The sequence below is a fragment of the Vibrio sp. 1731 genome, assembly GCF_033339955.1.
Lineage (GTDB): Bacteria > Pseudomonadota > Gammaproteobacteria > Enterobacterales > Vibrionaceae > Vibrio > Vibrio alginolyticus.
The window spans coordinates 18975-38351 of sequence record NZ_JAWOVO010000032.1 but is presented as its reverse complement, the minus strand read 5'-3'; the positions used below and the strand labels follow the sequence as shown (position 1 = coordinate 38351).

The 19377-nt window shown below is 46.7% G+C and carries 16 protein-coding genes; 7 read left to right on the top strand and 9 right to left on the bottom strand.

The window, feature by feature from the left end; all coding sequences use genetic code 11:
- Positions 1 to 359 precede the first annotated feature (359 nt).
- The 6 genes from fre to trxA form a co-directional block, all read right to left on the bottom strand.
- Complete coding sequence (gene fre / locus R7035_RS23345; protein WP_005382872.1) at positions 360 to 1073, bottom strand: NAD(P)H-flavin reductase; 714 nt, start codon at positions 1071 to 1073, stop codon at positions 360 to 362.
- A gap of 14 nt (positions 1074 to 1087) precedes the next feature.
- Complete coding sequence (locus tag R7035_RS23340; protein WP_009696789.1) at positions 1088 to 1357, bottom strand: 2Fe-2S iron-sulfur cluster-binding protein; 270 nt, start codon at positions 1355 to 1357, stop codon at positions 1088 to 1090.
- Positions 1354 to 3207 carry a 4-hydroxy-3-polyprenylbenzoate decarboxylase gene (gene ubiD, locus R7035_RS23335; RefSeq protein ID WP_262606412.1) on the bottom strand — a complete coding sequence of 618 codons (1854 nt, stop codon included), beginning with the start codon at positions 3205 to 3207 and terminating at the stop codon, positions 1354 to 1356. Before ubiD ends, R7035_RS23340 begins: the two co-directional genes overlap by 4 nt.
- 91 nt (positions 3208 to 3298) lie before the next feature.
- Positions 3299 to 4291 (bottom strand): hypothetical protein, encoded by a 993-nt coding sequence (locus R7035_RS23330; RefSeq protein WP_136976338.1) that lies wholly within the window; start codon positions 4289 to 4291, stop codon positions 3299 to 3301.
- Positions 4292 to 4396: 105 nt separating this feature from the next.
- Positions 4397 to 5656: a transcription termination factor Rho gene (gene rho, locus R7035_RS23325; protein WP_005378757.1), complete on the bottom strand. Its 1260-nt coding sequence runs from the start codon at positions 5654 to 5656 to the stop codon at positions 4397 to 4399.
- A 196-nt stretch (positions 5657 to 5852) separates the two neighbouring features.
- Positions 5853 to 6179, bottom strand: a complete 327-nt coding sequence (gene trxA / locus R7035_RS23320; protein WP_004745500.1) for a thioredoxin TrxA — start codon at positions 6177 to 6179, stop codon at positions 5853 to 5855.
- Positions 6180 to 6290: 111 nt separating this feature from the next.
- Between trxA and rhlB the strand changes: the two genes are divergently transcribed.
- The 3 genes from rhlB to R7035_RS23305 all read left to right on the top strand — a co-directional run bounded on the left by rhlB (position 6291) and on the right by R7035_RS23305 (position 10940).
- Positions 6291 to 7610: an ATP-dependent RNA helicase RhlB gene (rhlB, locus tag R7035_RS23315; protein WP_005378764.1), complete on the top strand. Its 1320-nt coding sequence runs from the start codon at positions 6291 to 6293 to the stop codon at positions 7608 to 7610.
- Between the two features lie 20 nt (positions 7611 to 7630).
- Entirely contained in the window at positions 7631 to 9124 is a 1494-nt protein-coding gene (gppA, locus tag R7035_RS23310) for a guanosine-5'-triphosphate,3'-diphosphate diphosphatase (RefSeq protein ID WP_005382885.1), read from the top strand.
- A gap of 172 nt (positions 9125 to 9296) precedes the next feature.
- Positions 9297 to 10940: a sugar nucleotide-binding protein gene (locus tag R7035_RS23305; protein ID WP_025768970.1), complete on the top strand. Its 1644-nt coding sequence runs from the start codon at positions 9297 to 9299 to the stop codon at positions 10938 to 10940.
- Positions 10941 to 11161: 221 nt separating this feature from the next.
- Here the strand turns inward: R7035_RS23305 and R7035_RS23300 are convergent, their stop codons facing one another.
- The 3 genes from R7035_RS23300 to recQ all read right to left on the bottom strand — a co-directional run bounded on the left by R7035_RS23300 (position 11162) and on the right by recQ (position 14220).
- Complete coding sequence (locus tag R7035_RS23300) at positions 11162 to 11836, bottom strand: 7-cyano-7-deazaguanine/7-aminomethyl-7-deazaguanine transporter (protein ID WP_005378770.1); 675 nt, start codon at positions 11834 to 11836, stop codon at positions 11162 to 11164.
- A gap of 234 nt (positions 11837 to 12070) precedes the next feature.
- Positions 12071 to 12376, bottom strand: a complete 306-nt coding sequence (locus R7035_RS23295; RefSeq protein ID WP_005378772.1) for a DUF3630 family protein — start codon at positions 12374 to 12376, stop codon at positions 12071 to 12073.
- 8 nt (positions 12377 to 12384) lie between these two features.
- Positions 12385 to 14220 (bottom strand): ATP-dependent DNA helicase RecQ, encoded by a 1836-nt coding sequence (recQ, locus tag R7035_RS23290; protein WP_005451195.1) that lies wholly within the window; start codon positions 14218 to 14220, stop codon positions 12385 to 12387.
- 178 nt (positions 14221 to 14398) lie between these two features.
- Here recQ and rarD point away from each other — a divergent pair, with 178 nt between their 5' ends.
- From rarD to ggt, 4 genes are all read left to right on the top strand, one after another.
- Positions 14399 to 15316: an EamA family transporter RarD gene (rarD, locus tag R7035_RS23285; RefSeq protein ID WP_258481776.1), complete on the top strand. Its 918-nt coding sequence runs from the start codon at positions 14399 to 14401 to the stop codon at positions 15314 to 15316.
- 71 nt (positions 15317 to 15387) lie between these two features.
- Complete coding sequence (locus R7035_RS23280) at positions 15388 to 16185, top strand: AraC family transcriptional regulator (RefSeq protein WP_005382915.1); 798 nt, start codon at positions 15388 to 15390, stop codon at positions 16183 to 16185.
- A gap of 91 nt (positions 16186 to 16276) precedes the next feature.
- Entirely contained in the window at positions 16277 to 16936 is a 660-nt protein-coding gene (locus R7035_RS23275) for a LysE family translocator (protein WP_258481777.1), read from the top strand.
- Between the two features lie 111 nt (positions 16937 to 17047).
- Positions 17048 to 18814 (top strand): gamma-glutamyltransferase, encoded by a 1767-nt coding sequence (gene ggt / locus R7035_RS23270; RefSeq protein WP_064354413.1) that lies wholly within the window; start codon positions 17048 to 17050, stop codon positions 18812 to 18814.
- The last annotated feature ends 563 nt before the right edge of the window (positions 18815 to 19377 follow it).

Genomic DNA, 19377 nt, shown 5'->3' with positions numbered 1-19377 from the left:
TCCGAAGAAACTATTTGGATTATCATCAACGAGTGCCCACACAGATTGATAGGTCTATATTGTTAAAGAGCTTGCTTTGCGAGAAGTTTTTCTCTCAAAGCGGAGGTGCATTCTAGCGATTTAATTGACAGTGTCAAACACTTTTTCAATTTTATTTTTCGTAGAAGCTTTCACCTCTCCGACCCTGCTGAAGCCTTATCGCGTCTGCCGTGTCGGTGGATGCGCATTATAGGGAACTCAGATCCGTTCGCAACCCTTTTTTGAAAAAAAATGGAAAAAAATGACTGTTCGATGACTATTTCATCAAAAAAGCAAAAAAGAGGGTAAAAAACCCTCTTTTTCTGCCTTAAAAGCCGTATTTAAATGAATGCGTACGCGTCTGCGAACATACGTTCGCTCTTCGCTTTCTTGTTCTGAGTGAACTGTTCACGTGCTGCGCCAGCCATTTCAAAACGACCTGCAATATAGATATCGTAGTTTTCTAAGCTTTCGAAATCTTCAGCTACAGCTTGTAGCACGTTACCAACTTTACCTTGCCAGTCTGCAGGAGCTTCTTCTACTACTGGCACAAAGTGAACATTGGCAAACTTGTCGGCAATCTCGACCAGTTCGTCTTTAGCATAAAGCTGGCAGTTATCGCGCGCCCCCCAATATAAATAGATAGGATTGGTTTTATTCTGCGCTACGCAGTGATCCAGAATCGAGCGAACGTAACTGAAGCCTGTACCACCAGCAATTAATAATAATGGGCGTTCGCTTTCTTCTTGAACCCAAGCATCGCCATGTGGCGCATCAATTTCAATCTGACCATCAGTTTCAAGCGCCGCTTGCATTGCTTCGACAACTTCTTGTGCATAAGCGTTGTGTTCCGCCGCACCGATGTGCAGTTCAAGTTCACCTTCATGACGACAAGGGCTGCTTGCGATAGAGAAAGGACGTTTGTCTTTTTCACCCATCACCACCATTAGGTACTGACCCGCTTTAAAAGGCACTGGTGATTCTGGATGAAGAAGGATTTGGTAAGTATTACAAGCTAACGGCTGAATAGACTTTACTTTACATTGGATGGTCATGGTGTTCCTCTCGCTTACTCGTCAAAAGTAAGCACTAAATTACTTTCTGTATAGGCTTGGCAAGGGAATATCCAGCCTTGCTGTTGCTCTTTTTCGGTTAGCATCGGTTCGAGGTGATAGCTCACCTCGCCCGTTAGCTTTTTACACATGCACATGGCGCAAGCGCCAACTTGGCAACGGTGCGGGAAGCGAATATTGTTGTTGAGCGCAGCTTCCAACACCGTCTCCCCTTCTTTTACTTGGAACGTAACGTCCATTGGTAGAAGGTGGACTTGATGACTCATAGAATACCTAACTGGTCCCAAATCTCATCGACTTTAGCCACAAGTTTAGGATCTTTTTTGATAGGCGTGCCCCACTCGCGCGTGACTTCAGATTCGAACTTGTTGGTCGCATCCAGTCCTAATTTGGATGAACTCTCAGTCTTACCAAGCACTTGAATCGTGTCTCTATCTGGGTCCATTCGAGTTGTCACCGCCCAAATGATGTCATTCCAATCTCGTGCGTTGACGTCATCGTCGCACAAAATAATGAATTTGTTATCCGTGTACTGAGCAAAGAAGTCCCACAAGTATTCCATCAATGCTTGAGATTGACCGGCTTGGTCTTTCTTCATAGTCACGACAGCAAATTGGTTGTTTGCTGTAACTGGAAGATAGACGTCAACAATCTCAGGGCGTTGCTGTTTCAACTCATTCAGTTCTGCTTCGGTAATCGCTTTGCTGTCTCGCTCAGTGACCTCGGTTCGCGTCGCCAGCTCGGCATCCCATTTAATGGTCGCATCTAAGCCCATTTTGGAGCCAAGCCCAACCACAGGTGAAGCAAAGTCGAGCGAGTCGATTGGCGTGTTATCTATCATCAAAGTATCATGTACAGGGTCCATATGCTCTGACATGGCTTTAACGACATCATTCCAATCTCGTGCGTTTACCGATTCATCGCACACAATAACAAACTTGGTATACATGAATTGACGTAAGAAAGACCACACGCCCATCATTACGCGCTTGGCATGTCCTGGGTACTGCTTCTTCATGGTGACGACGGCCATTCGGTACGAACAACCTTCTGGCGGTAGATAGAAGTCTTCAATCTCTGGGAATTGCTTTTGCAGAATAGGCACAAACACTTCGTTTAATGCCACACCCAATACAGCTGGTTCATCTGGCGGACGACCTGTGTAGGTGCTGTGATAAATAGGGTCTTTATGCATAGTAATGTGCGTAATAGTAAATACGTGGTGCTTTTCTTTTTCGTTATAGTAGCCAGTGTGGTCACCGTAAGGACCTTCATCAGCAAACTCGTTCGGGTCGATATAGCCTTCCATCACGATTTCCGCGCTCGCTGGCACTTCCAAATCGTTGCTGACTGACTTCACGACTTCCGTTTTGCTTCCACGTAGCAAACCTGCAAATGCGTATTCCGATAGCGTATCTGGCACTGGTGTTACTGCGCCAAGAATGGTTGCTGGGTCTGCACCAAACGCGACCGAAACTGGGAAAGGTTTACCTGGGTTGGTTTCCATCCAATCGCGCAGATCAAGCGCACCACCACGATGGGCTAACCAACGCATGATGATTTTGTTCTTGGCAATTTTCTGCTGACGGTAAATGCCTAGGTTCTGACGTTTCTTAATTGGACCTTTGGTTACGGTTAAGCCCCAAGTAAGCAGCGGCGCTACATCTTCAGCCCAGCAGCTCATTACCGGAATTTTATCCAAGTCGACTTCATCACCTTGCCAAACAATGTCTTGGCATGGTGCTTTACGTAAACGCTTAGCCGGCATGTTCAATACTTGTTTGAACACAGGCAGTTTTTCTAAAGCGTCTTTGAAGCCTTTTGGTGGCTCAGGTTCTTTTAAATAAGCCAGCAGCTTACCGACTTCTCTTAATTCTTTAACGTCTTCACGTCCCATGCCGATTGCGACACGCTCTGGTGTACCAAACAGGTTAGTCAAAACAGGTACGTCGTAGCCGATTGGGTTCTCAAACAACAGCGCAGGTCCACCAGCACGCAAGGTGCGGTCGCTGATTTCTGTCATTTCATAAGCGGGATCGACAGGGTGAGTGATGCGTTTAAGTCGACCTTTCTGTTCTAGGTGGTCGATAAATTCGCGTAAATCCTTAAAACTCATAGGCCTTCATGCTGGCTGATTAAACTGTCCGCAGTATAACAAATAGGAGGACGCTAAGATCCTCCTATTTTGTGTGGGTATGTGAGCAAGATTACTTTAATACTTGTTCAATCTGCCGAGTCTTTATCTGATGGTTCGAAGATACTAACTCTTCCAACCAGGTTTGATGCCCTTGTTGAGCAAGCTCTCGAGCAACCATGGTTGCTTCTTCTGATAACGCCATTTTTCTAACTAGAAACTGCTTTACTTGCGGAGATAGAGGGTTAGATTTTGTAAGTAGACTAATAGCTTCTGGCTTGAGTGATGGGTTAACTGTGGCATTCATCAATTGCTGAATGGAAAAAACGTCTCCAACCGCAGCTAAACGCTCAAGTTCGGACTGGCTGTTGTAATCGGCTTTCATCCGCCAGAGTAAGTTGTACACTTCCTCATCCTGACTAACTTGTGCCAACCTGACTATCACGGCCGTCGAGGGTAACCAACTGGTCACATTTGCTTTGGTTAACTGGGCCGCTAATGCAGCAAGCGCGTTGGGTGATAAGCTGTCTAACTCTCGAATCAAAAGCGCTTCACGTGCTTGAGCTTGTTGAGATGGCCCTGTAAGCCATTGCTTTAAGTTAAGCTCTCTTCGTTCAGCTTGTAAGACAAAGTCCAAGGTACTTTGGTCTTGTTTCCAACGCTTAATCAAGCGACTCGCAATAACGGGAAAGTTAAAAGCGGGTACACTAAATTCATACCCATCACCTCGCTCTAACACTTGATAAGTCGGGGTCATACGGATCTGGGACTCAACAAACAGAGCCATTCGAGGCGTGAGAATCACATCTTGCTTTTCAAGCTTTTCCAATAATTGAAAGCGCACCACCTCTTGTTGAGGCAAAGCAAGTCTATCAAGGGCGAATTTAAGCGAGTCGACTTCATCTCTGACAGCGTAATCAAGCAGTTCAGAGACTTTAGTCTGTATTTGAGTATCCTGAAGCCACTGCTCTACTACAGACTCATGCATTTCCTTGGCAGATAATGTCGCAGGTAGAGTGATAAGTGACAAGCTCAGGAGTAATGACGACAACATTCCTTGTTGCATGTTAACCTCCCGATAACATTTCCTTCATTCTGATACTTCTATCGGGAGAAAGCAATAAAAAAGCCACCGATATACGGTGGCTTTTCGCAGAATGACTATTTGAGACTATTGACGACGCATCGCATCGAAGAACTCATCGTTGGTCTTCGTCATCGCTAGCTTGTCGATTAGGAATTCCATTGCGTCGATTTCGCCCATTGGGTGAACAATCTTACGCAGAATCCACATCTTCTGTAGTTCGTCAGTCTTCGTCAGTAGCTCTTCTCGACGTGTACCTGAGCGGTTGAAGTCAATCGCAGGGAATACACGCTTCTCAGCAATCTTACGGTTCAAGTGCAGTTCCATGTTACCTGTACCCTTGAACTCTTCGTAGATAACTTCATCCATTTTAGAACCAGTATCTACTAGTGCCGTTGCGATGATAGTTAGGCTGCCGCCTTCTTCTACGTTACGTGCAGCACCGAAGAAACGCTTAGGACGATGTAATGCGTTTGCATCCACACCACCTGTTAGTACTTTACCTGATGAAGGCACTACGGTGTTGTAAGCACGAGCTAGGCGAGTGATAGAGTCAAGCAAGATAACCACGTCTTTCTTATGTTCAACAAGACGTTTTGCCTTCTCGATCACCATTTCCGCTACTTGTACGTGACGAGATGCTGGCTCATCGAAAGTCGACGCAACCACTTCACCTTTAACTAGGCGTTGCATCTCGGTTACTTCTTCTGGACGTTCGTCGATAAGAAGAACCATCAACTCACACTCTGGGTGGTTGTACGCGATGCTTTGCGCGATGTTTTGCAGAAGCATTGTTTTACCCGCTTTAGGCGGAGCAACAATCAGACCACGTTGACCTTTACCGATTGGCGATGCCAAGTCTAAAACACGTGCTGTAATGTCTTCTGTTGAACCGTTACCACGCTCCATAACCATGCGCTCATTCGCATGTAGAGGGGTAAGGTTTTCAAATAGGATCTTGTTACGGGCGTTGTCTGGTTTATCGTCGTTAACGGTATTGACTTTTAGAAGGGCAAAGTAACGTTCACCGTCTTTTGGTGGACGAATTTTGCCAGCGATAGAGTCACCAGTACGTAGGTTAAAGCGACGAATCTGACTTGGTGATACGTAGATATCGTCCGGACCCGCAAGGTATGAACTATCTGCACTGCGTAGGAAACCAAAGCCGTCTTGCAGAATTTCCAGAACCCCATCGCCAAAGATGTCTTCGCCGCCTTTAGCGTGCGCTTTTAAAATCGCGAAGATGATGTCTTGTTTTCTTAAGCGAGCTAGGTTCTCTAATCCTAAGCTTTCGCCCAGTTTTACAAGGTCAGACACAGGTCTGTTCTTCAGTTCGGTAAGGTTCATGGTGGTGGATTCTTGTTTAGTCAAAATAAGATCTGTTTTCTAGTTAAGATGGATTTGGTCTCAGGATCGACCAAGAAGAGAAATTTGTTCAATTAACGCGCGATAAGTTAGCACTAATTAGTATTCTAGTCCAGAGTTAGAAAAACAAAACCGTGCATTGTAACTTTGCACGGTTTTATCTGTAATCACTTGGTGATTATAAGTTTGCGTCTAGGAACTCTTTTAGTTGAGTTTTAGACAGAGCACCTACTTTCGTTGCCGCTACGTTACCATCTTTAAATAGTAATAGCGTTGGAATGCCGCGAATACCAAACTTAGGTGGTGTACCTGCGTTATGGTCGATGTTTAGTTTACCGATAGTGAGTTTGCCTTCGTACTCGTCTGCGATTTCGTCCAAAATAGGAGCGATCATTTTACAAGGACCACACCATTCTGCCCAAAAATCCACTAGAACCGGGCCTGCAGCGTTGATTACATCGTTTTCAAAACCGTCATCAGTTAGCTGCAAAATCTTATCACTCATCTTCCACTCCAATGTGTTTTTCGAAACTGGTTGGATGATAACCAGTAATTAGATGCCCTATTGGAATGTATTTACTTTCGTATTGCAAGCTTTAGCTGATATTCTATAGCCATGAAAAAGACGCATATCACAGAGCAAAAGTTCGCCGATTTGGGCTTAAAGCCCCAAGTTATTGAAGGATTGGACAAAAAAGGGTTCGAATTTTGTACCCCTATCCAAGCCTTGGCGTTGCCGGTCCTGCTCACCGGCCAAGACATCGCAGGCCAGGCCCAAACGGGTACTGGTAAAACGCTCGCGTTTCTTACTGCTACGTTCAACCACCTTCTGACGACTCCGGAACATGAAGGTCGTAAGCCTACACAGCCACGCGCAATTATTATGGCGCCTACACGTGAGCTCGCTATTCAGATTTACAATGATGCAGAATCATTAACTGAAAGCACAGGTCTAAAAACCGCTCTAGCTTACGGTGGTGAAAGCTACGACAAGCAACTTGCGAAACTGCAAGACGGCGTAGATATTCTGATCGGAACAACAGGCCGTATCATCGATTTCTACAAACAGCGCGTATTTAACCTCAACAACATTCAAGCTGTTGTTCTGGACGAAGCCGACCGCATGTTCGATCTTGGCTTTATTAAAGACATTCGCTTCTTGTTCCGTCGTATGCCTGAGCCAAAAGAGCGTTTGAACATGCTGTTCTCAGCAACGCTGTCTTACCGCGTTCAAGAACTGGCATTCGAACACATGAATACTCCTGAGCATGTCGTTGTCGAACCAGAACAAAAAACTGGCCACCGTATCCAGGAAGAGCTTTTCTATCCTTCGAATGAAGACAAAATGGCGCTGCTTCAAACACTAATTGAAGAAGAGTGGCCAGATCGCGCTATCATTTTTGCCAATACCAAGCATAAGTGTGAATCGGTTTGGGGTCATTTGGCTGCCGATGGACATCGTGTAGGCCTTCTTACTGGCGATGTACCGCAGAAGAAGCGTGAGAAGATTCTTGAGCAATTCACCAAAGGTGATGTCGACATCTTAGTTGCAACTGACGTTGCAGCGCGTGGCCTGCATATTCCTCAGGTAACGCACGTTTTCAACTACGACCTTCCTGACGACTGTGAAGATTATGTTCACCGTATTGGCCGTACTGGTCGCGCTGGTGCGAGCGGTCATTCGATCAGTTTTGCTTGTGAAGAGTACGCGGTTAACCTACCAGCAATCGAAGAATACATTGAGCACACAATCCCAGTTTCAGAGTACGATTCGTCGGCACTGATTCAAGATCTACCGGCTCCGATTCGTATGCGTGCACCACGCAACCAACAGCGCCGCACGAATACTGGCGGTACCCGCTCTGGTTCTGGTAACCGTAAGCCGCAGGGACGTCGTCCACGCCAACCGCGTCAATCGGCACCAAAACAATCGTAATAGGAAACTGAGTTCGTTTTATGAGTCAAGCAGGATCATCACCGCTATATGCCGCCATCGACCTCGGGTCGAACAGTTTTCACATGCTCGTTGTGCGTCACATCGATGGCAGCGTTCAAACAATGGCTAAAATTAAGCGCAAAGTTCGTCTAGCAGCGGGCTTAGATGAACATAATTCTCTTAGTATGGAAGCTATGCAGCGAGGATGGGACTGCTTAAGTCTATTTGCGGAACGCTTGCAGGACATTCCTAAACAAAACATTCGCATCGTCGGTACAGCAACATTACGTACCGCGACCAATGTAGATGTGTTTTTAGAAAAGGCTAACCAAATTCTAGGCCAGCCTATCGAAGTGATTACTGGTGAAGAAGAAGCTGCCACTATCTATAAAGGTGTCGCTCACACCTCTGGCGGTAGTGGTCGTCGCCTTGTAGTCGATATCGGTGGAGCAAGTACCGAACTGATTATCGGTGAAGGTTTCGAAGCCAAAGCACTGACCAGCTTAAAAATGGGCTGCGTGACTTGGCTTGAAAACTTCTTTAAAGATCGCCAATTGAATGCTCGTAACTTTGACGCGGCAATTGAAGGAGCGAAACAGACCATTCAGCCGATTTTAGAACGTTATACAGAAATTGGTTGGGATGTGTGTGTTGGTGCATCAGGCACTGTTCAGGCATTGCAAGAGATAATGCTGGCGCAAGGCATGGACGAAGTAATCACTCACTCCAAACTCAAGCGTCTACAGAAGCAAGCCATGTTGGCCGACCATTTAGAAGAGCTCGATATTGAAGGCTTAACACTTGAGCGGGCATTAGTGTTCCCTAGTGGCCTCTCTATTTTGATTGCCGTTTTTGAATTGCTTGAAATCGATGCTATGACACTCGCTGGCGGCGCACTACGCGAAGGCTTAGTGTATGAGATGGTTGAAGAGCTTCGTCAAGAAGACATTCGTGCCCGCACTATCGCTAGCGTACAAAATCGCTATCAGCTCGATCACCAATACGGCGAACAAGTCGCTACTCTGGCACACACGCTTTTACAGCAAGCTGGGGGCGATGAGTGGATTACAGAGCCTCAGGGCAAGATATTACTCGAGACCGCCGCAAAACTGCATGAAATTGGTTTAACTATCGATTTCAAAAAAGGCGGAGAGCATAGTGCTTACTTGCTGCAGAATTTGGATCTGCCTGGTTACACGCGCGCGCAGAAGTTCTTTATTGGTGAAGTGGCTCGTCGCTATCGCGAACAACTCACTTCTTTACCTGAGCAGCATGCATTATCAGGCTCGAGTGCAAAACGAGTATTGAGATTGTTGCGTCTTGCGGTTCTGCTCAGCCATCGTCGCAATCCTGATCTAGAGCCAAATGTGACTCTAACGGTTGAAGGCGACAATCTAACGTTACACATTGATGCGCAATGGCTAGAGAAAAACCCACTGACTGCGGCTGAGTTGGAAATTGAATCCAACCGTCAGACAGACATCGGCTGGCCATTAAATATCGTAGCAAAATAAGCGAATATCACTGCCTTACAATACTAAAGCCCAGGCGTTCGCTTGGGCTTTTTTGCTTCTATTTCCCCTACAAAACGTGCTGCCCAGCAAAAATCTCAGCTTCTCCGCTCTACATCGAAAAACAGCCATGCTTTATTGATAAACACGATTTAGCCAACCAAGATGCACCATAATGAAAACCGTTTTAATGACTGGCTTAACTGGCACTCTCGCCCCTATAGTTGCTCATCAGTTCCAACTTCGCGGCTGGAATGTATTGGAATGGAATCACCATCAAATCCCGCCGGATGATCTACAGCAAAGTGAGCAATTTTGGCAGCAGCACCACATTGATGCGGTGTGCCATATGGCGATGGGGAGTGAAGCGTGGGCAGCGTGGCTTGGTGAGCACTGCAAACGCCATAATATTCCTTACCTCTTTGTCAGCACAGCAATGGTATTTGATGCCACAAAAAACGGGCCTTATGGCATCTTTGAAGAAAGAAACACCCAAGATGATTACGGCAAATACAAAGTTCGTTGTGAAGATGCAATCTGGCAAGCAAATCCAGATGCGATGGTTGCTCGAATTGGTTGGCAGCTCCATCACCAAGCAGAAGGCAATAACATGTTGGCGCATCTCGACCGCCAACATGAAGAGTACGGCGTTATTACCGCTAGCACAGCTTGGTATCCCGCGACTTCTCATATGGACGATACTGCACTCGCCTTTTTGCAGCTTATTGAGCGGAACGAAGCCGGTTTATACCATCTTGATAGCAACTTAAAGGATAAGTGGAATTTCTACGAACTCGTTTGTGCACTCAAACAGCATTACAACAAGCCATGGCAAGTGCTGCCAAGCAATGACTATCACCATGACCAACGTCTAACCGATGAACGAATTGCCTTGCCGCCATTGAGTGAACGTTTCAACAAACCAGAGCAAATCCAGCAAGCCGGCATCATAGGAATCAACTGGGGACGCACGCACATTCCCCACTATCGAAACAATGGTGTATCGGTCACAACGTTATGCGCCAACCAAATAGAACCGCTTCAGCAAGCGTGCAGTGAAGAAGCAATCCCAAAGGCAGAAACGAACATCAGCGCACTCAAGCAACTTGATGTAGTGACAATCGCGACACCTGCGCATACTCATGCAGAGATAATTAAGAAGTTAGGTTCAACCAAGCTAATTTGTGAAAAGCCATTGGTGGGATTGAATTCCGACATCACTCACTGGCAGCAACCGAACTCCAACCTATTGGTTAATTACGCCTTTGCTCAGCTTAATACCGCCAAGACGATAGAGAAGTGGCTCGCCTCGCAAACCCAACCTTGTGTGGTCAATCTAGTCACCCAAGTTAATCTACCAGGCACCTTCACGCTCAAAGAGTGGTTTCTTGAGACAGCTAGCCACCCTATTTCTTGGTTGCTGCATTGCTTCGGAGACTACTCTCAATCAACACTGGTTGAGGAAAACGGCCAACTGATCGTTGAGCTGCAATGTGACGACCACCAGCTAAGGTTTGTATTTGAACTAACAGGTGAACCGGGCATCGAGCACAATCTAACGATTCAATCCAACCAGACCTTAACCAGCAAAGGCTACTACCGTGTCGGAGAAAAATGGCGTTTCGAGCCCATTCTCGTTAATGGCAACGCGATAAATGATGGAGAGTACAGCGAGTCTGATTGCTGGCAGGACGCCAATCAACGCAGTGTCGGTTTGATGTTGGCGATGTTCAATCAAAGCATCAGCTGGGATAACGGCCTGCAACTTGGCGCCTTCGATGCGCAAAAAGCCATTTTGATTGAGAAGATGCTCTGTTAGCCATTTCACCAGCGAGCTTCCTCTACGTTCCGTATCTTCGATTAAAAGGTCTCACTCGGGACCTTTTTATTGCTCATTTTTACCTTCGTACAGCTTAGGGAGCTTTTGGACACCCATGATCTAATTACTCCCTACGCTGTACAAAACGCTCTAAACCCAAGTAAACAGGCACAAAAAAGCCGCTTGATTTGAGCAAGCGGCTTTCGGGGTTCCCACTGATATTAAGACTGAACGCTTGTCGTCACCTTAAAGTCAGGGTTCACCGCAGTCAGCTTCTTGATGAGGTAATTCAGTAATACGCCGTACATAGGAACGAACAAACCAAGACTAATAATCAGTTTGAAGCCGTAATCCACCAGCGCGATTTCCGTCCAATGCTCCGCCATGAATGGATCTGGACTTTGGTAGAACGCAATGGCGAAGAAAGCGATGGTATCAAGTGCATTACCGAAAAGCGTTGAACACGTTGGTGCCACCCACCATTGCTTCATTTGGCGTAGGCGGTTGAACACATGCACATCCATGATCTGACCAAGTAGGTACGCCATGAAGCTAGCAATCGCGATACGAGCAACGAATAAGTTAAATTCCCCTAAGTGACCAAAACCTTGGAATTGACCTTCGAAGAACACCACCGATAAGAAGTAAGACACTGCCAAAGCAGGCAACATCACTAAGAAGATAATCTTACGCGCCAACTGAGCACCGAAAATACGCACAGTTAAGTCAGTCGCTAGGAATATAAATGGGAAAGTGAATGCGCCCCAAGTGGTATGGAAACCGAAAATAGTAAACGGTAGCTGAACTAGGTAATTGCTAGATGCAATAATGACTAGGTGGAATAGAACCAGATAGATAAGGGCGTTGCGCTGCTGCGCAGGGGTAAAGTTACTCATGCGATACCTTTTTAGTTTGGTTTGGGGGTGAGGGAACCCAAATCGAGTCACTGAATAAAGTGGCTCTTACCAACAATGTAAAATGAAAAATAAACTGGCTTGGCTCATTCTGAGCGAAGCGGTGGGCGATTATACATTAACCACTTTTCGCCGCAAGTCGTCTGTTTGACGCAAACGTTTAAGCATAAAAAAGGGTGTTTCATGTGAAACACCCTTTCAAGAAAAACTCTATTTTTAGAAGCCGCGTTGGAACAACCCTGCAAGATAATCCAACTCTTCCCTGCTCTCTTCAATCGCTAACGCTTCAAACCAAATCGCTTCGCTGTAATGCTCTGCCTTCATAAACAGTCGGCAACCTTCAAAGTCAATCAGCCAAGAGTGAATGTCTGCATCCCATTGCTTTTCCACCACAGTAGCAGAAAGCAGTCCGACTAAACGCTCACCTAAGGCAGGAAAGCTATCAAGGTCAAAGCTCGGCGCAGTAATGATTAAGCGCCCTTCTTGTGCCATATAGTCCGCTAAGCCAAATTCCTTTTGCATCTGGTTCCTTATCCGTGGTGAGTAATGTGTTCTTGAATCAAATCGAGGAATGGGTCGGCGTACTTCTCCAGTTTGCGCTGACCAACGCCGCTGACTGCCAGCATTTCGCCGTAAGACGTTGGCAGAATTTCCGCCATATCAATCAAAGTTGCGTCACTGAAGACCACGTATGGTGGCAAACCATCTTCATCAGCAATCGACTTACGCAGCTTACGTAACTTAGCAAACAGCTTTTTGTCGTAGTTCTTGCTGGTCAGTTTATCTGATTTAGCCGCACGTGCTGCGGTGTCTAAACGCGGAACCGCTAACTCCAGAGTCACATCGCCACGCAGCAGCGGACGCGCCTCTTCGGTAAGTTGCAGCGTTGAGTTACGCGTGATGTTTTGAAACAACAGCCCTTTGTGGATTAACTGACGGAAGATACTCACCCAGTAATCGTGGCTATGATCGCGACCTATCGCGTAGGTAGAAATCTTATCGTGGCCGTTTTCACGTACACGAATGTTTTGCATGCCACGTAGCACTTCTACCACGTAACCCATACCAAAGCTTTGATTAACGCGATAGACACAAGATAACGCCTTACGCGCTTCTTCCGTGGCATCAAAGTGTTTCGGTGGATCTAAGCAAATATCGCAGTTGCCACATGGCTTCTCACGATACTCACCAAAGTAATTTAATAGCACCTGACGACGACAAGTCTGCGCCTCAGCAAAGGCACTCATCGCATTCAGTTTGTGGGTTTCCACCTGCTTCTGTGGACCATCGTCTTTCTCATCCAACATACGGCGCAGCCAACTGATGTCCGCTGGGTCATACAACATCATCGCTTCCGCAGGTAAACCATCACGCCCTGCACGACCGGTTTCCTGATAGTAGGATTCAATGTTACGCGGGATATCAAAGTGAACCACAAACCGAACGTTTGGTTTGTTGATGCCCATACCGAATGCCACGGTCGCCACGACAATTTGGATGTCATCACGTTGGAAAGCTTCTTGAACATAAGCGCGCTCATCGGCATCCATACCTGCGTGATAACCAGCAGCACGAATGTGGTTGTTGCATAGCTTCTCTGTCACCATCTCAACTTTCTTACGGCTACCACAATAGATGATGCCGCAATTACCCTTTTGGGTTTCAAGATAACGAACGATTTGCGAAACCGGTTTGTGCTTCTCAACTAAGTTGTAGCGGATGTTAGGACGGTCGAAGCTGCCTAGGTAAACCTCTGGATTATTCAGTTGCAGACGCTCAAGAATATCTCGGCGCGTTGCGTCATCTGCGGTCGCCGTCAGCGCCATAAATGGCACATGGGAAAACTGCTGCTTAAGCTGACCAAGCGCGGCGTATTCTGGACGAAAATCGTGTCCCCATTGGGAAATACAGTGCGCTTCATCGACAGCAATCATCGATAGCGGCAAGTTTTCCAAACGCTCAATGAAGTCACGCATCAATACGCGCTCTGGCGAGACGTACACCAACTTAAGATGACCTGTGTGCATACGGTTATACACGCTGAGCAGCTCTTCACGAGGCATGGTCGAGTTAATGCACTCAGCCGCTACACCGTTGGCTTTAAGCTGGTCCACTTGGTCCTTCATCAGCGAGATAAGTGGAGAGATCACCAAAGTAATGCCAGAGCGAACCAAAGCAGGAATTTGATAACACAGCGACTTACCGCCACCAGTAGGCAGGATAACTAAGCTGTCGCGACCTTCTACCGCGGCATCAATCACCAACTGCTGACCATCACGGAACTCTTGGTAACCAAACACATCCTCCAACACACGTTGAGGCGTTACAGGCGAATCAGATTGTTCGGCTAACAAGGTCGAGGTCATGAAAAGTCTCAGATTGGGTCTTAAAAAAGAGGTGCTTATGCATACCACTGGCACACAAAGTGAGGGCACATTGTAATGGGGTTTCATGGTGAATAAAACCGCAAATTGTTAGGTGTTTCGCATCACGACTCGTATACTGATTTTCTGCTCTATAAAACACACAATTAGGTGACACTTCATGACACCAGAAGACGAACAACAACGCGCGCGGCAAGGTATCTTGCTAGCGATTGGTGCGTATACCATGTGGGGCATTGCGCCGATGTACTTTAAGTCCATCGCACAAGTATCTCCTTTGGAAATTCTAAGCCACCGAGTGATATGGTCTTTCTTTTTGCTTGCTGCACTCCTCCATTTTGGCCGTCACTGGCGCTCGGCTTACCACATCGCGAAAGACAAAACGAAAATCGCTTACCTGATCGCAAGTTCCATGCTAATTGGCGGTAATTGGTTGATTTTCATTTGGGCGGTAAACTCGAATCATATGCTCGACGCCAGCTTAGGTTATTACATTAACCCACTGATCAACGTCTTACTCGGGATGGTCTTCCTTGGTGAGCGACTGCGTAAATTACAGTGGTTCGCGGTTGTATTGGCAGGTTGTGGCGTACTCGTTCAACTGATTGTATTTGGCTCCGTACCTGTTGTTGCGATGGCGTTAGCAATAAGCTTCGGCTTTTATGGCTTATTAAGAAAGAAAGTCAGTGTCGATGCAAAAACTGGCTTGTTTATCGAGACATTACTTCTACTGCCAGTGGCCGCTGTTTATTTGCTTTTTGTTGCCGATACACCAACCTCAAATATGCTTACGAATCCACTTACGTTAAATAGTTTGTTGATCGCGGCTGGGGTTATAACAACCCTGCCACTGCTCTGCTTTACGGGTGCAGCAACAAGACTCAAATTATCGACTTTGGGCTTTTTCCAATATATAGGCCCAAGCTTAATGTTTTTACTTGCAGTATTGATGTATGGCGAACCCTTTACCATGGATAAAGCGATCACTTTCGTCTTTATTTGGGGAGCACTAGTCGTGTTTAGCTTTGATGGATTACGTAATAACCGTCGCTCACGCCGAATCGTTCAGCCACAGTGATCGTTTTTTACAAGACAAGTTAGAAATTGCCAGATAAGCTTGGTCATAATGTGACCAAGCTTTTTTATTTAATGGAACATATTCAGTACTACGCAACCGACCATGACAACTTGAGTCTAATAGAGGCGAAATACCAGAAATTTGCTTTTCAAAGGCATTACCATCTGGATTTTCATCTCGGCCTGATCACGCATGGTGCGCAGAAGTTCCAATACCAAGGTAATAGCCACCAAGTTGGTCACGGGCAAATTGTGATTATGCCGCCGGATGAGCTGCACGACGGGCAATCTAAGCTCGAGAGTGGCTACGAAGTAAATGTGTTTGCGATCGAACCTCATCTATTGAGCGATCTGGCTGATCTTAAGCAAAACGGTCAAATAATACACTTCAACGAACTGATCATCTCGGATCCGCAGATATTTTCACAACTTAGTAACTTACACGGGCTGCTTCGTCGTGAAAACCTCAGCCAACTCACCAAAGATTGCCTTCCTTTTGAAGGATTTAACCAACTTTTTGATCGCTACGGATCGCTTGAGCGACAAAAAGTGGTGCCGCTAGGAAACCAATCGCTTGGGACGTTAAAAGATTATCTAATGGCTAACCTTGACCAAGCGGTGCGTTTGGATTCACTTTCAGAGCTGTGCCAACTGAGCCCAACTCAGTTCCAGCGCCACTTTAAAGCGCAAACTGGCATGACGCCTTATGCATGGTTCGCACGCCTGCGCCTTGAACAAGGCATGAAGTTACTGCAAGCTGGTCAATGTGGTACCGACGTCGCTCATCAAATCGGTTTCTATGATCAAGCGCATTTCAGCAAAGCGTTTAAACAGACCTACGGCGTTTCCCCTTCTCAAGTGGCTCGTTAATTTCATTTACCGAGAAAGCTGTCAGTTTTTTACAAGCGCCACAGGTGACTTACCACGACAATAGCCGCATTGGTTAAATTTGAGATGTGTTATGAATGAATCCACCATATTGCTGACACTCGTCAGCATTCACTTTATTGCCCTAATGAGTCCAGGTCCGGACTTTGCGCTGGTCGTACAAAATGCGACGCGTCATGGTCGTCAAACTGGCTTGTACATTGCGTTGGGATTGTCCGTCGGTATTTTGCTGCACTCTTTGTTCAGCCTGACAGGTGTGAGTTTTGTCGTCCACCAGCACCCAGTGCTGTATTCCGTGGTACAACTGCTCGGTGGTAGTTACCTGCTCTACTTGGGAATTGGCGCATTGCGTGCCGTGATCTCGATGATCCAAAACCCACTGACGGATCAACCTAAGAAGCAAAATAACCTAGTGATCAGCAATAAGCGTCAAGCGTTTGCTAAAGGGTTTGCGACCAACATTCTTAACCCAAAAGCCCTGGTGTTCTTTGTCAGTTTGATGTCGAGTTTAGTCCCAGCAGGTATGTCGATTACTGGCAAAGGTATTGCACTGGTCATCCTGTTTGGCTTGTCGCTATTCTGGTTCTCTAGCCTTGCATGGATGCTGTCGACACAGCGCTTACAGCGTAAATTGCAACAAGCGGGTATCTACATCGACGGTCTATGCGGCGTGGTATTTACTCTAGTGGGCGGCAGTATTCTATACCAAACTATCAATACTTTTATCGGATAAAGTACTGATTTAAAAGCGTAGCACAATCGACATTTCTAAGATTGCTGACTCGACGTGACTCTCCATAACTGCCAAGCTCAAAGCACAAAACTGGCAACATGGAGAGTCATCATGCATTGGACGTTCAACCGACTCGTGACCACGGGTCTTTTTCTTACTTCCCCACTAATCTTATCTACCTCAGTCTTTGCTAACCAAGCAGCAGATGCGGTTGCGCCGGAGCACAGCACTGGCTTCGAGCAAAAACAATTGATCAAAGCGAAAGATTATATGGTTACCGCTGCTAACCCAATTGCAACCCAAGCTGGTGCGGATGTTATTGCCCAAGGTGGTAATGCTATTGATGCTATGGTTGCCGTGCAGCTGATGCTGGGCTTGGTAGAACCGCAATCATCAGGCATTGGTGGTGGCGCCTTCTTAGTGTATTGGGACAGTGAGAAACAAAAACTGACTACGTATGATGGACGCGAAACCGCACCGCTCGCCGCAACGCCGAAACTCTTCCTAGATGACAAAGGACAACCACTGCAATTTTACGATGCGGTTGTCGGTGGGCGTTCCGTTGCCACTCCTGGTACAGTGAAACTGCTGTGGGACACGCACCAGAAATACGGCAAGTTGGAATGGAAGAAGATAATCCAACCCGTGATTACCTTGGCTGAGCAAGGTTTCGAAGTCAGTCCTCGCCTCGCGAGTCTGATTGAGAAAGATGCTAAGCGCCTATCACGCTTCCCTGCGACTAAGGCTTACTTCTTCAATCCAGACGGCTCACCAAAAGCCGAAGGCACGTTGTTGAAGAACCCTGAATACGCGCAAACTCTGACGGCAATTGCAGAGCAAGGGGCAAAAGCTTTCTATCAAGGCGATATCGCCACAGACATCATCAAGACCGTACAAAATGCACCGGGCAATCCTGGCGTATTGGCACAACCTGACTTTGATGCGTTCCAAATCAAGCAACGTGAACCGGTTTGTGCGGCTTACCAAAGCTATGATATCTGCGGCATGGGACCACCTAGCTCTGGCGCATTGACGGTTGGACAGATTCTCGCGATCACCGAGCAATACGATCTTAAAGGTTGGGGAGCCGAAAGCGCGAAATCATGGCAAGTGATCGCCGATGCATCGCGCCTTGCGTTCGCGGATCGTGGTAAATACATGGCTGACCAAGATTATGTGCCAATGCCAACCGAAGGCTTGCTTGATAAAGATTATCTCAAACAACGTGCTGAGCTCATTCAAGTCGGTAAAGCCTTGAGTAAGGCTGAAGCCGGTAATCCTCCTTGGTCGCACGCCATGAACTTAAGCATGGACCAATCGATCGAGCTGCCTTCCACCAGCCATTTCAATATCGTCGATAAGCAAGGCAATGTGGTTTCAATGACAACAACCATCGAGAACGCCTTTGGCTCACGCTTGATGGTACGCGGCTTCTTGCTCAATAACGAACTGACCGATTTCTCTTTCCGCACGCATCAAGATGGTGTGCCAATCGCAAACCGATTAGAACCGGGCAAACGCCCACGTTCATCTATGGCACCAACCATTATGATGAAGGATGACAAGCCTTACATGGCAATTGGCTCACCGGGTGGCAGCCGCATTATTGGTTACGTCGCACAAGCCATTATCGCCCACACGCAATGGGATATGGACATCCAAAGCGCGATTAATCAGCCACGATTGCTGAACCGTTTTGGCACCTTAGATATTGAGCAAGGTACCGCCGCAGAGGGCTTACAGCCTGCTCTGGAGAAGATGGGCTTTAAAACCGATGTTCGGGATTTGAACTCTGGTCTGCATGCGATACGAATAACAAAAGACGGTCTTGAAGGCGCTGCGGATCCAAGACGTGAAGGTGCCGCTATCGGGCAGTAAGAGTCTTTCGCTCGACCCCTTGTGCGAGATCTCTCACAAAGGGTTGAGCAAACCTCTCTTTTTTAATGGTAAAACCGTACAGAAAAGAGCATAAGCCATTGAATTTAATACTCATGTATCTTTTTTGAACGCTAAGAGAGTTAAAAAATGTGAGATTAGCCCGTTGTTGGAAATCGTTAAACACGTAATATTAAACCTGTCGGAAGGATGCTGACACGGAACAGGAAACACCACGGACTTGGTGAACTTCAGGAAGAAGAAACGGTTATTCAGGATGAATAGTCGGGCATGGATTGCAAAATTGGACATTGAACGGAATCAATAGTGACTAGGATGGTTGCTACTAAGGACGGGAAATGGACACCTCTGGACGAGGCAAGGATTTGAACATCAGGATGATGTCAGGGACACCGCTCAGGGAACAAGTGATGAGAGCTAACGAGGATAGTTAGCAGACCAGGATAAGGTCATTAAGGACACCGCTAGGAAGGCGACGTAAGGATTAAGCTGACGGATTCAGCACACTATCATGGATTAGGTGCATGGAGCACTCTTAGTAGCTG

Coding starts and splice junctions, on each gene's coding strand:
- fre (WP_005382872.1), bottom strand. CDS start 1,073: ATGACCATCCAATGTAAAGTAAAGTCTATTCAGCCGTTAGCTTGTAAT.
- R7035_RS23340 (WP_009696789.1), bottom strand. CDS start 1,357: ATGAGTCATCAAGTCCACCTTCTACCAATGGACGTTACGTTCCAAGTA.
- ubiD (WP_262606412.1), bottom strand. CDS start 3,207: ATGAGTTTTAAGGATTTACGCGAATTTATCGACCACCTAGAACAGAAA.
- R7035_RS23330 (WP_136976338.1), bottom strand. CDS start 4,291: ATGCAACAAGGAATGTTGTCGTCATTACTCCTGAGCTTGTCACTTATC.
- rho (WP_005378757.1), bottom strand. CDS start 5,656: ATGAACCTTACCGAACTGAAGAACAGACCTGTGTCTGACCTTGTAAAA.
- trxA (WP_004745500.1), bottom strand. CDS start 6,179: ATGAGTGATAAGATTTTGCAGCTAACTGATGACGGTTTTGAAAACGAT.
- rhlB (WP_005378764.1), top strand. CDS start 6,291: ATGAAAAAGACGCATATCACAGAGCAAAAGTTCGCCGATTTGGGCTTA.
- gppA (WP_005382885.1), top strand. CDS start 7,631: ATGAGTCAAGCAGGATCATCACCGCTATATGCCGCCATCGACCTCGGG.
- R7035_RS23305 (WP_025768970.1), top strand. CDS start 9,297: ATGAAAACCGTTTTAATGACTGGCTTAACTGGCACTCTCGCCCCTATA.
- R7035_RS23300 (WP_005378770.1), bottom strand. CDS start 11,836: ATGAGTAACTTTACCCCTGCGCAGCAGCGCAACGCCCTTATCTATCTG.
- R7035_RS23295 (WP_005378772.1), bottom strand. CDS start 12,376: ATGCAAAAGGAATTTGGCTTAGCGGACTATATGGCACAAGAAGGGCGC.
- recQ (WP_005451195.1), bottom strand. CDS start 14,220: ATGACCTCGACCTTGTTAGCCGAACAATCTGATTCGCCTGTAACGCCT.
- rarD (WP_258481776.1), top strand. CDS start 14,399: ATGACACCAGAAGACGAACAACAACGCGCGCGGCAAGGTATCTTGCTA.
- R7035_RS23280 (WP_005382915.1), top strand. CDS start 15,388: ATGGAACATATTCAGTACTACGCAACCGACCATGACAACTTGAGTCTA.
- R7035_RS23275 (WP_258481777.1), top strand. CDS start 16,277: ATGAATGAATCCACCATATTGCTGACACTCGTCAGCATTCACTTTATT.
- ggt (WP_064354413.1), top strand. CDS start 17,048: ATGCATTGGACGTTCAACCGACTCGTGACCACGGGTCTTTTTCTTACT.